Here is a 15,277-nt window from a genome sequence, read left to right on the forward strand (position 1 = left end):
CCGAATATCTGGCATTGCCCGATCCCGCCGCGCCGCCCGCCGGTGCGCCGGGCGCCGCGCCCGCGACCAGCACGCCCGCCGCAACGCCATCCGCCCCCGCAGCGCCGCCGCCGCAAGCCGCGGCAAACCTGCTCCAGCGGCTACAGGCCGAACCAACCGATGGCGGATACCGCATCGGTGCCGGCGGCCTGCCGGGCATCCAGCCGGGCGACGTCGTTCAGTCGGTCAATGGCCAGGCGCTGGGCAAGGGAGCCGCCGATCAGGCCGCCTTTGCCGCCGCGCAGGCCAGCGGTTCGGCGCAAATCCAGGTCCTCCGCGACGGCAAGCCGATGACGCTGACCGTCCCGCTACGCTAGAGACATGAACCCAGTGACCCACCGTATGCCCCGCACCGCTCCCCGTTTCGCGCTTGCGTGCGCGCTTGCCGTGACGGTGGCCCAGCCAATGGTCGCCGCCGCGCAGGAGCAGGCGGGCGACATCGTCGTCAACATGCGCGGCATCGAAATCGCCGATGTCGCCGACCAGATCTCGCGCCTGACCGGTCGCACGCTGATCCTCGACCCGGCGGTCAAGGGCACCGTGACCGTCACCTCCTCGCAACCGCTGTCGGCGGCGGGGGTGTGGGAATTGTTCCAGTCGGTGCTGCGCGCCAACGGTTTCACGGCGGTCCAGTCGGGCCGCGCATGGCGCATCGTGCCACAGGCCAATGCCGTTCGCGACGGCGGCGTCCGGCGATCGGGTTCGGGTCAGGAAATGACCACGCGCATGATCCGCCTGTCGAACGTGCCGGCGGCGGAAGCCGCGCGAATCGCGCGCCCGCTGATCGCCACCTTCGGCTCGGTCGAGCCGCTGGCCAGCCCGAACGCGATCGTCGTCACCGATTACGCCGACAATGTCCGCCGGGTCGAGGGGCTGATGCGGAATCTGGACGGCGGCGGCGGCCAGAGCTTCGCGACGATTCCGCTTCGCAACGGCTCGGCGGTCGATGTGGCGGCGGCGATCCAGCAGGTCGTGGGCGAAGGCGAAGCGGGCGGCGCGCGTGTCGCCGGTGATGCGCGCAGCAACATGGTGGTCGTGCGCGGCACGCCATCGACCGTGGCAGAGGCCCGGCGCATCGCCCTGTCGCTCGACACGCCCGGCGGCGCCACGCCGATGACACGGGTGTTCCGCCTGAACTATGCCGATGCCGAAAGTGTCACCGAAGTGATGCGCGGCGTGCTGGGTCAGGAAGCGGAAGCGAACAACCCCGTCGCAAGCAGCCTGCAATCGCGCGGCACGCGCGGTGGCCTTGGCGCCAGCGCCAATCGCAGCCCGACGGCGGCGCTGGCCGGACTGGTCAACAGCAGCAATCAGGACGCGGCTTCGGCGCTTGGCGGCGCGACCAGTGCGGCGGGCGGCGCCAGCATTTCGACGGTCGGCCAGAACGAGCGGGACCCGACGCCGCAGGGCTTCTCGACGCCCGAACTGACGGTTCAGCCCGCGCCCGACATCAACGCCATCGTCGTGCGCGGCACGCCGACCGCGATGGCGGGCATGGAAACGCTGATCGCCGACCTCGACGTCCGCCGCCCGCAGGTATTGCTGGAAGCCGCGATCGCCGAGATTACCGGTGACGAGGCGGAACGGCTGGCGGTGCAGATCGGCAGCGCGGGCACCGTGCTCGACCAGGTCGAGGGCGTGGCGACCAGTTTCGGCCCGCAGAGCACGGGGGGCGTCGGCCTCGGCACGATCCTCGGCGCGCTCGGCGTTCCGATCGGTCAACTGCTACCCACCGGCCTGACCGGCAACATCGCCTTCGGCAACGATTTCTCGATCCTCGTGCAGGCGCTGGGCACCTCGACCAAATCGAACCTGCTGTCGACACCCTCGGTTACGGTGCTGGACAACAAGATCGGTGAATTCGTGGTGGCACAGGAAGTGCCCTTCATCACCGGGTCGGTGCTGACCAACAACAACGGCGCCACGCCCTATACTTCGGTCGAGCGCAAGGACGTCGGCATCACGCTGCGCGTCCTGCCGCGCGTCAACGCCGGCGACACGATCCGGCTGGAGGTCAGCCAGGAAGCGTCGACCATCGCACAGACCCAATTGGCGCAGGCGACCGACCTCATCACCAATCGCCGCGCGATCAACACCACGGTGCTTGCCGAAAACGGCTCGACCATCGTGCTGGGCGGCCTCATCAACGACGACTATATCCGCGCGCGCAGCCAGGTGCCGATCCTGGGCGACATCCCGCTGGTCGGCGAATTGTTCAAGTCGCGCCAGGAACAGCGGCAGAAACGCTCACTGTTCATCTTCCTCAAGCCCACCATCCTGCGCGACCCGGCTGCGACGGCGGCTGCGGCGGCGGAGCGGTATCAGCGACTGCGCGGGATCGAAGCAGGGCTGGCCGACAAAAGCAGCCTGCTGCTCAACCCGCCTGCCCCGCGCCTGAGCGTCGAGATCGACGGTATTTATTGACCGAATGCCTTGCCCCGCTGAATGCGCGGGGCAAGGCCCAAGGCCGGCTCAATCCTGCCCCAGCGGCACCCGCGCCTGTTGCGTGCCGCGCGTGAAATAGGCCGCGTCGATCGACAGGCTGCGAAGCTGCCAGCCATCGACCCCTTCCCCCGGCGCCAGCGTTCGCACCGCGCCGTCGCGTCCGCGCACCATCGCCACCGCATCGCGTCCCAGCCGCCCGGCGACCCCGACCAGTTCGGGGGCATCGGCGGGCATGGCCGTCGCGCCACCCGCATCGAACAACGGTCTTGCAAGCGCCGCCGACATGGGCGGCGGCGCGCGCCAGTCGATCGCATCGGCCACCACCGGCGGCGCAACCGGAGGACTCAGCAGGCGTGGACCGATCATGGCGGCGGGTATCGCCAGCGCGAGTGCGGCAAGCGCGGCGGCAAGAGTGCGGGACCGGATCATCGCCACGCGATCGCCACGTCGCCCGACAAGCGCACCGCACCGCCTGACACCGCGGCCAGCCGCCACTCGCGCCATCGCACGCCCGGCTGCTCGCGTTCGATCGCATCGGCGACGATCAGCACGGCCTTTTCCGAACCCGACAGCTCGACATTGATCCGCGCCAGCCCCGGTCCCAGCGGCGATGCGCCCGCGATCCGTTCGACCAGCACGGCATTGGCGGCGGCATCGCGGCGCAGGCGCGTGGCCACCGCACGCTGCGCGGCGCCTTGCGTCCCGGCACGCATCCGAAACGGCGCATCCGGCGCGGCATCCATGGTCGTTGCAGCCGCCGCCCCGGCCGCCGTGACGCGCCGCTGGTCAAGCAACGTCAGTGATTCGAGCATCAGCAGCCATGCCACCACGGACAGGGCCATGCCGACCGCAGCCCCGGCAAGCACCGGGCGCCGCATTACAGCGCACCCTCGACCGTGACGATCAGCACGCCGTCACCGCGCCGCTCGCTTTCGGTTCTGAGCCGGCTGACGGTCGATTCGCGCGCCATCGCCGCGCGCAGCCGGTCGGGATCGACCGTGGCGATTTCCGCCCGCAATCGCGGCCCCGCCTCCGCATCGATCGTCGTTTCCAGCGTCACCAGCTGGTCGTCCGCCGGGATCAGCCGCGCGACCCGGTCGAGCGTGCCGGCAACGGACCGCCCGCCCAGCCGCGCCAATGCCTGGCGTTCGGCCTGACGCCCCGCGGCCGCGCGCGCCTTGGGGCTGTGCGTGCTTGCCGCGACCGCATGGCGTGTGTCGGCGGCCCACCATTCGGCGATGCCGGTGGTCAGCACCGGTCCCATCGGCAGCACGACTGCCAGCATCAAACCCAATCGACGTGCCGCTCCCGGCACCACCGGCTGAACAGCCTTGGAATCGGCAGAAATCAGCGCCCCCACGCGCTCGGCAAGGCTAGGCATGGGATCGGGCGGTGGCAGCGCAATCGGGTCCATCGGCCCGCGCACCTAGCGCCTTGTCGCGGCCCATGCGAGTCCCGGCAACACCTTGTCACAATGCCGTCATGCGGTTGACGCGGTTGCGTAACCCATTGTGCATGGGCGCGTAAGCTGGCACCGCCACAAGCAACAGGGACCGGGGGTCATGCCCGTGGGGCAAGGTTTGGGGAATTGAAGATGAGCGAAATGCTGGAACTCGAGTCGGGCTATACCGACGGCGATATTGACACCAATCCGACGAGCAATCTGTCGCTGGGCGAACTGATCGACCATCGCTACTCGCGCCGTGATACGCTGAAGGGCGGCGTGTCGGCCGCGGCGATCGCCGTTTTCGGCGGCGCCGTGCTGGCCGCGTGCGATGACAATGATGACGAGAGCGAGAATTCGGCACCCGTCGTCACCGCCGGGTCGAGCGGCTCCAGCGCATCGGGCCGCGTGGTCACGCTGACCAGCACCGTGACCGACGATGGCGGCACCGTCACCTCGGCCTGGACGCAGGTGTCCGGCCCGACCGTCACGCTGACCAACGCCAATACCGCGACCGCCACGTTCATCGCGCCCGCCGTGGACGCAGCGACGCCGCTCGTCTTCCGCTATGTCGCGGCCGATCCGCAGGGTCAGTCGTCATCGGCCGAAACCACGGTCAACGTGACGCCCGCCGCGCTCGGTTTCACCGCCGTCGCCAAGAACCGCAACGACGTCGTCACCATCCCGACCGGCTATTCGATCGGCCTGCTGACCCGCGTCGGCGATCCGATCGCCGAAGGGGTTGCGGCCTATGCCAATAACGGCACCGACACCAATTTCGCCAACCGTATCGGCGACCATGGCGATGCGCTTTATTATTTCGGCCTGAACGCCGACGGCGCGCGCGACGACAACAGCAACACGCGCGGCCTTCTCATGCAGAACCATGAGAATCTGAACGTCCAGTATCTGCATGCCAATGGCCCGACCAACGTGTCGTCGGGTCCGCGCCCCGAAGCCGAGGCGATCAAGGAAATCGAAGCGCACGGCGTCTCGACCGTTGAGGTCGTGCAGGGCACGGGCGGCTGGGCCTATGTCCAGAACAGCGACTTCAACCGTCGCGTCACGCCCAACACGCCGACCGAAATGCGCGGTCCGGCACGCGGCAACGCGCTGCTCGTCACGGCCTATTCGCCTGACGCCACTGTCGGTCGCGGCACGATCAACAACTGCGCGAACGGCGCGACGCCGTGGGCCACGCTGCTGACGTGCGAAGAAAACTGGGCCGGTTATTTCCGTCGCCCGACCGAAGCCGACAATCCGCGCCGTTCGGCCAAGGAAGTCACCGCGCTCACGCGCTACGGCGTCCGCAGCACCAATGGCAACTATGCCTGGGCCAGCGTCACGCCCAGCGACGCGTCGAGCACCGTGTTCCGCAAGTGGGACGCACAGGCCACGGGATCGAGCGCGGCCACCGATTACCGCAACGAACCCAACCAATATGGCTGGGTGGTCGAAATCGACCCCTTCGACCGGGCACGCGCACCGCGTAAGCGCACCGCGCTTGGCCGCTTCAACCATGAAGGCTGCTGGCCGGGCCTGTTCGAAGCCGGCGTTCGCCCCGCCTTCTACATGGGTGACGACGCGCAGAACGAATATCTCTACAAGTTCGTGTCGGCCACGCCTTGGGACGCTGCCGATGCAACGGCGACCGACCGTCTGGCGATCGGCGACAAATATCTCGACAACGGCACGCTCTATGTCGCGCGCTTCAATGCCGATGGTTCGGGCCAGTGGGTGCCACTGGTCTTTGGCCAGGGCACCGTTACCAGCACCAACACCACCTACCCCTTTGCGGATCAGGCGGATGTGCTGGTTCATTGTCGCATCGCCGCCGACGTGTCGGGCGCGACGCGCATGGATCGTCCCGAATGGACCGCGGTCAACCCGGCCAATGGCGAGATGTATCTGACGCTGACCAACAATTCGTCGCGCACGGCGGCGCTGGTCGATCCGGCCAACCCGCGTTCGTATCAGGACGCGCCCAGCACCTCGCGCGGCAACCGCAACGGCCACATCCTGCGCCTGCGCGAAGCCGGTGACACGACCGAAGCGACCAGCTTCACCTGGGACATCTATGTGTTCGCCGCCGGTTCGGACCTCGATCCGACCAACATCAACCTGTCGGCTCTGACCGCTGACAACGACCACTCCAGCCCCGACGGTCTGTGGTTCGGTCGCCCGTCGAATGCATCGGGTCAGGTCAATCCGCTGCTGTGGATCCAGACCGATGACGGCGCTTTCACCGACGTCACCAACAACCAGATGCTGGCCGCTTTCCCGGGCAGCGTCGGTGATGGCGGCACGCGTTCGGTGACCAGCACTGCGGCGGACGGCACGACCAACACCGTCACGACGCGGATCGGTGCCGCCCCCGGCACCAATCTGCGCCGCTTCCTGGTCGGCCCGGTCGAATGCGAGATCACCGGCGTCGACACGACCCCCGATGGCCGCACGCTGTTCGTCGGCATCCAGCATCCGGGCGAAGGTGGCACGCCGACCGAGCCGACCAGCAACTGGCCCGACAGCCAGAGCAACGCGGAAGTCGCCGAAACCGTTCGCCCGCGTTCGGGCGTCGTGTTCATCGTCAAGAATGACGGCGGCGTGGTCGGCCTCTGATCGGCCATCGCCTGAAATGAGAAGGGGGAGGCGTCACCGCCTCCCCCTTTTTTTATTTGCGGTTACGCCTGCCTCAACGATCGGCGGCCGCGCCCGCGCTGATGACCTGTGCATTGCCATCGGCGGCGATAGCGACGACATGGCTGGCGCCGTCCCCGCACTTCGCCCGGTAAACCAACCCCTCGCCCTTGATCTGCTCGCTGCCGGTGACTTGCTGGCATTCGATCCCGGCATCGCGGATCGCGCGGATCATCACCACGTCGCGCTGACCGGGCGGCAGATCGAGAACCGCCGCCTGGTAATTCAGCGCCTCGCCATTTTCGGCGACGCCCATTTCGTTGGACGCCGGCGCGGCCGGTTCACCGCCGCCACATGCCGCCAGCATCACTAGCGCCGCACCTGCAAAAACCGCACGGATCATTGTCCCTCTCCTGCTGCTGCCACATTGTCCGGCGCATAGGCGCGCAGGAACACCGCGGTTCCGCGCGCCGCCCGCGCCACGATCGCTTCGTCACTGGGCCGTTCGATCAGGCCGAGTTTGAGTTCGAAATCGCAAAAACCCTTCCACAACGCGACCAGATCCTCGGCTGCGCGGCCGGCATCGTCGACGCTCAGCTGCCCGGCTTCAGCGGCATCGGTGACGATCTGGGCCAGTGCGCCGCGACACTGACCGGGCGCCGCATCGAAAAAGCGCCGGGCAAGCGCCGGCGATTGTGCGATCTCGCCCGCGATCAGGCGGTCGAATGCGACATGTTCGGGGTCGAACATCAATTCGAGCAACGCCGTGCCGATCTGTGTCAGCCGGTCCTTGAGCGACCGGGCGCCATCCGCAGGCGGCGTGAACAACGCATCCATGCGCGACACTTCACGCCGGACCATCGCTTCGAACAGCGATTCCTTGTCACCGAAGCGGTTATACAACGTGACCTTGGACACCCCCGCGCGCGCCGCAATGTCCTCGATGGTGGAGGCGTGAAACCCGCGCTCCAGAAAACTCTCGCGCGCGGCGACCAGAATGGCGTCCAGTTTTGCCGGGTCGCGCGGTCGTCCCGGCCCCGTCTTTGCGCGCATCGCGGCGCAACAGCCAACGCTGTCAACCAATTCCCATTTGACCCTTCACCTGGTGTGCGACCGGACGGTCGCACGTCGCGACCACCCGATCCATATAGACCTCAGGGTTAATACTGATAGGCCTTGGGAAGCGTTCCCTCCTTGGGGTCGAGATAACGGTCGCGCAGTCGCGTCTGCCGATTGCCCAGCGGTTGCTCAACCCCGTCGACGAACACCGCAGTCGCGGCGGTCCCGACTTCCAAAGGATCGCCGTCCCAGATCACGACGTCTCCGCGCCGCCCTGCGCGCAGCGAGCCGATCTGGTCGCCCATGCCGATCGCCTCGGCGGGCAGCGAGCTGATCGTCGCGAACGCCTGTCCCCAGCTTAGCCCCGAAGCCCCCGGCACCTTGGTCAGCGCGACCAGATTGCCGGCATATTGCTTGACCAGCCGCGCCTGCCGCGCTTCGTCGTCGTTGATCGAGCCGATGCCGACGGTCACGCCCGCCGCCTTCAACCGGCCGATGTTCGACTGGGTGGCGGCCAGTTGCTCGAAACTGGCGGGCAGGTCGGCCAAGGCCGATGCGATGACCGGGATGTTGGCCGCCGCGATCTCCCGCGCGACGGTCCACGCTTCGCTCGCGCCGACCAGCACCAGGCGCAGCGCCGGAAAGGCGCGCTTCAGTTCGATCAGCGTCAGGATGTCCGACGCACGCTCGGCATGGACCAGCAGCGGCATCCGCCCTTCGATGACCGGCACCAACGCTGCGGCGTCGGCGCGCGTCAGCAGCGCATCCTTACCGCGATCGTCATAGCTTTGCGGATCGCGGCGATAGGCCTGCGCTTCATGAAAGGCGTTTTGCAGCATCGCCATCGCCGCCGCGCGGCTGCCCCCGGCGCGCTCGGCCCCGGTCTCGCCCCATTCCATGAACTGGAAGGCGCGCGGCGTCATCACCGCGTCCATGTCGGCGCCCAGATCGATGACGGCGCCCTGCCCGGCAAAGATCGATCCGTGCGGCGCCGGCGCGACGACGGCGCGCGTGATCCCCTCCGCCCGGTTGACCGCAATCGGGGTCGAGCGCGGGTTGACCGCGGGGGCAAGGTCCAGCCCGGCATTGAACACCGATCCTGCGGCGGACGAGTCGTCGGTATCGCGCACGCCATCGACCTCGACCACGCCCATCCGCGTAAAGCCCGCGACGATGCCGGGCGACACCCAACGCCCCCCCGCATCGACGGTGCGGACACCACCTGGCACGGCAACACCCGCACCCGCCGCGACCACGCGACCGCCGCGAATGATAACGGTGCCGCCATCGACCGGCTCCGAACCATCGCCGATGACCAGCTTTGCATTGGTGATCGCCACGTCCTGCGCGGCGGCGGGCAGCGCGGCGGCGGTCGCCATCAGCGCCGCAATCAGCTTGAACCCGCGCATCACTTCACGTCTCCTTCGCCGGGCTGGCCCAGTTCGAAGTCGGACACCGGCCGCATTTTGGGGTTGTTCATGTCATACATCAGCGCGCCGTCGATCCACACGCGTTCGGGCCGGGTATAGACGCTGAACGGATCGCCGTTCCACAGCACCACATCGGCCATCTTGCCGGGTTTCAGGCTGCCGGTCTGCTCGGCGATCCCCATCGCCTTTGCCGGATTGTAGGACAGCCAGGTCCAGGCATGTTCGGGCGTGATCGTCATGCCCGCGCGGCGGCCCGCCGCCATCGCCTTGGCCACTTCCTGGTTCAGCCGCTGGATGCCGTTGGCGTCGTCCGAATGGATCATCGCGCACGCCCCCTCCTTGTCGAGGATGGCGAGGTTCTCGGTCACCGCGTCATAGCTTTCCATCTTGAAGCCATACCAGTCGGCCCATACCGCCGAGCAGACGCCGTTCGCCTTCAACAGGTCGGCGATCTTGTAGCTTTCGACCGCGTGGTGAAAGGTCGAGACCTGATATCCGAACTCCTTGGCCATATCCATGACGATGGCCATTTCGTCGGCGCGGTAGCAGTGGTTGTGGACCAGGATCTCGCCCGACAACACGCCGCGCAACGTATCCATCTGGATATCCCGCGTCGGCGCATCGCCGCCGTCATTCTCGTATTTGTCCCATTTGCGGCGATAGTCGGCCGCCTTGGCCCAGGTCGCGCGATTGACCGCGACATTGCCCATCCGCGTCGAGGGCGCGCGCCCCTTGCCGCCATAAACGCGCTTGGGGTTTTCGCCGCACGCCATTTTCAGTCCGTAAGGCGCGCCGGGGAATTTCATCCCCTGCATGGTCCGTGCATAGACGTTCTTGAGCGTCACCGAACGGCCGCCCATCAGGTTCGCCGAACCGGGCAGGATCTGCAACGTGGTGACGCCGCCATTGGCCAGCGCACGGGCAAAACCGGGGTCCTGCGGCCAGACGGAATGTTCGGCCCATACCTCCGCCGTGATCGGCGCGGTCGCTTCGTTGCCATCGGAATGCGCGTCGACAGCGGGGCTGGGATAATCGCCCAGATGGCTGTGGATGTCGATGATGCCGGGCGTCACCCACTTGCCCTGTCCATCGATCACATCGGCGTCGCCCGCGTCCAGCGCCTGCCCGACCGCCACGATCTTTCCGTCGCGGAACAGCACCTGGCCGTTGTCGATGCGCCCGCCCTCGCCGTCCAGCACGGTGACGTTGGTAATCAGCGTCGGGCGGCCCGGATAGGCGCGATAGGTGGAGGGAAAGGGATCGTGCGAATAGCCCTTGTTCAGGCCCGGCGCGGGCGCCTTGCTGCCCGCCGAGGCGGTGCGGGCGCCAGTCCCGCCATTGGCGGCGCAGCCGGCCAGCAACGCGGCGGCGCCCAGCATCAATGATCGCTTCACATTCGTCTCCCTGATACGCCGCATTCCTCTCGTGCACACCGATCGGCGTCGCGCGTTATCGCGTCAAAGCCGTTCTGATTGGCCGGAAAAATGCCACCCCTCTTGATCGGTAAAGGGTGAAACGAAATCGCCTGCATGTAAATCGCCGATTTCCGCATCGTCGCTTTTGCCCGCGCCCCGCTGACCCGCTATCGAAGCGGCGACGGATCAGCATCAATGAGGATTGGCGATGCCCAAATCATGGCGGAAGATCGCGGTGGCGCTGGGGCTGGCGGTGTCGCCGGTCGCGCTGTCGGCACAGGCGCAGCAGTCGCCCGCGCCTGCCCCGGCAGAGGCACCCGCCACGGCCACGGCGACGGTCGATGCCGACCCGGCTTTGTGGGTCTTGCGCGACGACGACACGACCATCTATCTGTTCGGCACCATCCACGTCCTGAAACCGGGCCTGTCATGGTTCGATGAAGGCGTTCGCAAGGCGTTCGACGACAGTGACGAGGTCGTGCTGGAAATGGTGACGCCTGAGCCACAGGCGATGCAGGCGTTGATCCAGCGGCTGGCAATCACCAACGGCGGCCCGACACTTCCCGAAAGACTCGCGCCCGACAAGCGCGCAGCCTATCTCGCCGCACTGGGTGAGATGGGGCTGCCCGCCAATGTCTTCGACCGCACCGACCCGTGGTTCGCATCGACGAATCTGTCGATCCTGCCGCTCATCAAGCTGGGCTATGATCCGGCACAGGGGGCCGAGGCACAGATTACCGCCGCCGCGAAAAGCGCGCGCAAGCCGGTATCGGGACTTGAGACGGCAGAGCAGCAGCTCGGCTATTTCGAATCGCTGCCCGACACGGCGCAGATAAAGCTGCTCAATTCGACCGTGGCCGAACTGCCGCGTATCCAGCCGATGATCGAAACGATGGTCGATGCCTGGGCAAAGGGGCAGCCCGACCGGCTGGCGACGGTCATGAACGACGGCCTGACCGACGTGCCGGAGGTTGCACAGGTGCTGCTTGCCGATCGCAACACGCGCTGGGCCGAATGGATCGACACGCGGCTTGACAAGCCCGGCACGGTGTTCATGGCGGTGGGCGCCGGCCATCTGGCGGGGCACGACAGCGTGATGGCCAAGCTGGCCGATCGCAAATTGCGGGCCGTGCGCGTCCCCTACTGACCCGGATGCAACGACAAACGAAAAAGGGCCGGGAGCGAACCCCCGGCCCTTTTTTCTGTTCGGGTCTGGACCGACCTGATGCGGGTCCCCGGCCAGGCACGCCTGACCGGGGCCATATCAGATCAGAAGTCCATGCCGCCCATGCCGCCCATGCCGCCACCGGGCATTGCGGGGGCCGCCGACTTGTCTTCGGGCAGCTCGCTCACCGCCGCTTCGGTGGTGATGAGCAGGCCGGCGACCGATGCCGCGTTCTGCAGCGCGGTGCGAACGACCTTGGTCGGGTCGATCACGCCGGCCGACACCAGGTTCTCATAGGTGTCGGTCGCCGCGTTGAAGCCGAACGACGTGTCGGTCTGGTCGAGCAGCTTGCCCGACACGACCGCGCCGTCGTGACCCGCATTCGCCGCAATCTGACGGACCAGCGAGGTCAGCGACTTGCGGACGATGTCCACGCCGCGCGTCTGGTCCTCATTCTCGCCCTTCAGCCCTTCAAGCGCCTTGGTCGCATAGAGAAGCGCCGTGCCGCCACCGGGGACGATGCCTTCTTCGACGGCTGCGCGGGTCGCGTGCAGCGCGTCGTCGACGCGGTCCTTGCGCTCCTTGACTTCGACTTCCGAAGCGCCGCCGACCTTGATGACGGCCACGCCGCCCGCCAGCTTCGCCAGACGCTCCTGGAGCTTCTCGCGGTCATAGTCGCTGGTGGTGACTTCGATCTGCTGACGGATCGCATCGGTGCGGCCCTTGATCGCGTCGGCTTCACCGGCACCATCGACGATGATGGTGTTGTCCTTGTCGATGGTCACGCGCTTGGCGGTGCCGAGCATACCCAGCGTCACCGATTCGAGCTTGATGCCCAGATCTTCGCTGATGACTTCGCCCTTGGTCAGGATCGCGATGTCTTCCAGCATCGCCTTGCGACGATCGCCAAAGCCCGGCGCCTTGACCGCCGCGACCTTCAGGCCGCCGCGCAGCTTGTTGACGACCAGGGTCGCCAGCGCTTCGCCTTCGATATCCTCGGCGATGATGAGGAGCGGACGGCCCGACTGCACCACCGCTTCGAGGATCGGCAGCATCGCCTGCAGCGACGACAGCTTCTTCTCGTGGATCAGGATGTAGGGGTCGCTCAGTTCGACCGCCATCTTCTCCGGGTTGGTGATGAAATAGGGCGACAGATAACCGCGGTCGAACTGCATCCCCTCGACAACGTCGAGTTCGAACTCGAGACCCTTGGCCTCCTCGACGGTGATGACGCCTTCCTTGCCGACCTTCTCCATGGCTTCGGCGATCTTCTCGCCGACTTCACGGTCGCCATTGGCCGAAATGATGCCGACCTGGGCGATTTCGCTCGAACCCGAAACCGGCTTCGAACGCGCCTGAAGGTCCGCGACCACCTTGGTCACGGCCAGATCGACGCCGCGCTTCAGGTCCATCGGGTTCATGCCGGCCGCAACCGACTTCATGCCTTCGCGAACGATCGCCTGGGCCAGCACGGTGGCCGTGGTGGTGCCGTCACCGGCGACGTCGTTGGTCTTCGAGGCGACCTCGCGGACCATCTGCGCGCCCATGTTCTCGAACTTGTCCTTGAGTTCGATTTCCTTGGCGACGCTGACGCCGTCCTTGGTGATGCGGGGCGCACCGAACGACTTGTCGATCACGACGTTGCGACCCTTCGGCCCCAGCGTGACCTTGACCGCGTCGGCGAGGATGTCGACGCCGCGCAGGATGCGTTCACGCGCGTCGCGGCTGAATTTCACGTCCTTGGCTGCCATGTGGCTACCCTTTCAGTTGAATTGGAAACGGATAAACGAAAAGCGCGAATTATGCCTGGACGATGCCCAGGATGTCGCTTTCCTTCATGATGAGCAGGTCTTCGCCGTTCACCTTGACCTCGGTGCCCGACCACTTGCCGAACAGGATGCGATCCCCGGCCTTGACGTCCAGCGGGCTGACCTCGCCCTTGTCGTTCTTGGCACCGGCGCCGGCGGCGACGACTTCGCCTTCCTGCGGCTTTTCCTTGGCGGTTTCGGGGATGATGATGCCGCCAGCCGTCTTTTCCTCGGCTTCGACACGGCGGACCAGCACACGGTCGTGCAACGGACGAAAGTTCATGCGCCTTCCTCTCAAAAGGGATGGTTGACCTTGCTTAGCACTCAACTCGGCCGAGTGCTAACGGAGGCGGATATGTTGCGGCGGCGATGAGTCGTCAAGCCGCTGCCCGACAAAAATAGCGGCTGCTCGCGCTGTGTTACGCGGCCAAGACGCCGTTGCCTGTCGCGCGGCGATGCTCTAGCGCAAAGCGTCGATGCGAAGGAGAATTGCGACGTGAAGCTGGTGCGGGCCGCGTGGAAGCTGCTGGTCGGAATCAAGGACGCGCTCGTCCTGATCTTCATGCTGCTGTTTTTCGGAACGCTGTTCGCATTGTTGTCGAGCCGGCCGAACGCCGCGACCATCAGCAATGGCGCGCTGCTGGTCGAGCTGCAGGGCCAGATCGTCGAACAGCCGCAGGAAGTCGACCCCTTTGCCGGGCTGGCGGGCGGCGACATCGTGCGCGAAACGCGGCTGCGCGACGTGGTTCGCGCGCTGGAAGTCGCGCGCAGCGACGACCGGGTGAAGGCCGTCGTCCTCGACCTCGACAGCTTCACCGGCGGCTATCCCGCCATCGTGGCGCAGGTCGCCGAAGCGGTCGGCGCGGTGCGCGCCACGGGCAAGCCGGTGCTGGCTTATGCCATGGGCTATACCGATGCCGGTTATCTGATTGCCGCCAATGCCAGCGAAATCTGGTCGCACCCTTTTGTGGGCACCGTGCTGACCGGGCCGGGCGGATCGCAGCTTTATTACAAGGGGTTGATCGACAAGCTGGGCGTCAACGCGCACATCTATCGCGTCGGCACCTATAAATCGGCGGTCGAACCTTATCTTCGCGTCGACCAGTCGCCTGAGGCGCGCGCCGCCAATCAGGCGCTGTATGGCGCCATCCAGTCGCGCTGGCTGGAGCTGGTGGGCAAGGCGCGGCCCAAGGCGCGCGTCGCCGCGTTCCTGTCGCGCCCGGCCGAGCTGGTCGGGGCCGCCGGCGGCGATCTTAGCCGCGCCAACCTCACCGCCGGGCTGATCGACAAGACCGGCGACGAAATCGCATTCGGCAAGCGTGTGGCCGAACTGGCAGGCGCACCGGCAGGCAAGCCCGCGGGCAGTTTCAACACGATCAAGCTGGCCGATTATCTCGCCGCCAATCCGGCCGCCGCCACGGGCGACGCGATCGGCGTGGTGACAGTGGCGGGCGAAATCGTCGATGGCAAAGCCGGACCCGGCAGCGCGGCGGGCGACACCATCGCCGGCCTGATCCTCAAGGGGCTGGCGGAAAAGAATCTCAAGGCACTGGTTGTGCGCGTCGATTCGCCGGGCGGATCGGTGATGGCCTCGGAGAAGATTCGTCAGGCGATCCTTCAGGCCAAGGCGCAGGGCCTGCCCGTCACCGTGTCGATGAGCGGGCTGGCCGCATCGGGCGGTTACTGGGTATCGACGCCCGGCGACGTGATCTTTGCCGAACCGAACACCATCACCGGCTCGATCGGTGTGTTCGGCGTGATCCCGACTTTCGAAAACGCGATCACCAGGATCGGCGTCACCGCCGATGGCGTTCGCACCACGCCGCTGTCGGGCC

The 15,277-nt window shown here is 66.7% G+C and carries 13 protein-coding genes and 1 pseudogene; 5 read left to right on the forward strand and 9 right to left on the reverse strand.

The genetic code is table 11. The features are described 5' to 3' along the window. A pseudogene (locus VL973_RS07630) lies at positions 1-356 on the forward strand (type II secretion system protein N); the annotation flags it as partial. 4 nt (positions 357-360) lie between these two features. Beyond that, the gene (gene gspD, locus VL973_RS07635) at positions 361-2,463 is read left to right on the forward strand and encodes a type II secretion system secretin GspD (RefSeq protein ID WP_325283431.1); all 2,103 of its coding nucleotides are present in this window, start codon (positions 361-363) and stop codon (positions 2,461-2,463) included. Between the two features lie 48 nt (positions 2,464-2,511). On the opposite strand, the gene VL973_RS07640 is transcribed toward gspD, so the two are convergent. Genes VL973_RS07640 through VL973_RS07650 form a run of 3 tightly spaced genes read right to left on the reverse strand, consistent with a single transcriptional unit; the run spans position 2,512 to position 3,910 of the window. Continuing rightward, entirely contained in the window at positions 2,512-2,913 is a 402-nt protein-coding gene (locus tag VL973_RS07640) for a hypothetical protein (RefSeq protein ID WP_325283432.1), read from the reverse strand. After that, on the reverse strand, positions 2,910-3,362 hold the full coding sequence (locus tag VL973_RS07645) for a hypothetical protein (protein ID WP_325283433.1): 453 nt from the start codon (positions 3,360-3,362) through the stop codon (positions 2,910-2,912). Before VL973_RS07645 ends, VL973_RS07640 begins: the two co-directional genes overlap by 4 nt. Further along, entirely contained in the window at positions 3,362-3,910 is a 549-nt protein-coding gene (locus tag VL973_RS07650; RefSeq protein ID WP_325283434.1) for a hypothetical protein, read from the reverse strand. Before VL973_RS07650 ends, VL973_RS07645 begins: the two co-directional genes overlap by 1 nt. Before the next feature lie 168 nt (positions 3,911-4,078). On the opposite strand from VL973_RS07650, the gene VL973_RS07655 reads away from it, so the two are divergent. Continuing rightward, positions 4,079-6,547, forward strand: a complete 2,469-nt coding sequence (locus tag VL973_RS07655; protein WP_325283435.1) for a PhoX family protein — start codon at positions 4,079-4,081, stop codon at positions 6,545-6,547. 73 nt (positions 6,548-6,620) lie between these two features. On the opposite strand, the gene VL973_RS07660 is transcribed toward VL973_RS07655, so the two are convergent. From VL973_RS07660 to VL973_RS07675, 4 genes are all read right to left on the reverse strand, one after another. Then, complete coding sequence (locus tag VL973_RS07660; RefSeq protein ID WP_325283436.1) at positions 6,621-6,968, reverse strand: hypothetical protein; 348 nt, start codon at positions 6,966-6,968, stop codon at positions 6,621-6,623. Then, positions 6,965-7,618 (reverse strand): TetR/AcrR family transcriptional regulator, encoded by a 654-nt coding sequence (locus VL973_RS07665; protein ID WP_325283437.1) that lies wholly within the window; start codon positions 7,616-7,618, stop codon positions 6,965-6,967. Before VL973_RS07665 ends, VL973_RS07660 begins: the two co-directional genes overlap by 4 nt. Before the next feature lie 107 nt (positions 7,619-7,725). After that, the gene (locus tag VL973_RS07670; protein ID WP_325283438.1) at positions 7,726-9,033 is read right to left on the reverse strand and encodes an amidohydrolase family protein; all 1,308 of its coding nucleotides are present in this window, start codon (positions 9,031-9,033) and stop codon (positions 7,726-7,728) included. Continuing rightward, positions 9,033-10,433, reverse strand: a complete 1,401-nt coding sequence (locus VL973_RS07675) for an amidohydrolase (RefSeq protein ID WP_325283443.1) — start codon at positions 10,431-10,433, stop codon at positions 9,033-9,035. Before VL973_RS07675 ends, VL973_RS07670 begins: the two co-directional genes overlap by 1 nt. A 244-nt stretch (positions 10,434-10,677) precedes the next feature. Between VL973_RS07675 and VL973_RS07680 the strand changes: the two genes are divergently transcribed. Further along, entirely contained in the window at positions 10,678-11,616 is a 939-nt protein-coding gene (locus tag VL973_RS07680) for a TraB/GumN family protein (protein ID WP_325283439.1), read from the forward strand. A gap of 122 nt (positions 11,617-11,738) precedes the next feature. On the opposite strand, the gene groL is transcribed toward VL973_RS07680, so the two are convergent. Beyond that, positions 11,739-13,385 (reverse strand): chaperonin GroEL, encoded by a 1,647-nt coding sequence (gene groL, locus VL973_RS07685; RefSeq protein WP_325283440.1) that lies wholly within the window; start codon positions 13,383-13,385, stop codon positions 11,739-11,741. A gap of 49 nt (positions 13,386-13,434) precedes the next feature. Next, entirely contained in the window at positions 13,435-13,725 is a 291-nt protein-coding gene (gene groES / locus VL973_RS07690; RefSeq protein WP_325283441.1) for a co-chaperone GroES, read from the reverse strand. Between the two features lie 213 nt (positions 13,726-13,938). Here groES and sppA point away from each other — a divergent pair. Next, a partial coding sequence (gene sppA, locus VL973_RS07695) for a signal peptide peptidase SppA (RefSeq protein ID WP_325283442.1) occupies positions 13,939-15,277 on the forward strand: 1,339 nt, incomplete at its 3' end.

The sequence above is a fragment of the Sphingomonas sp. genome, assembly GCF_035490575.1.
Classification (GTDB): domain Bacteria; phylum Pseudomonadota; class Alphaproteobacteria; order Sphingomonadales; family Sphingomonadaceae; genus Sphingomonas.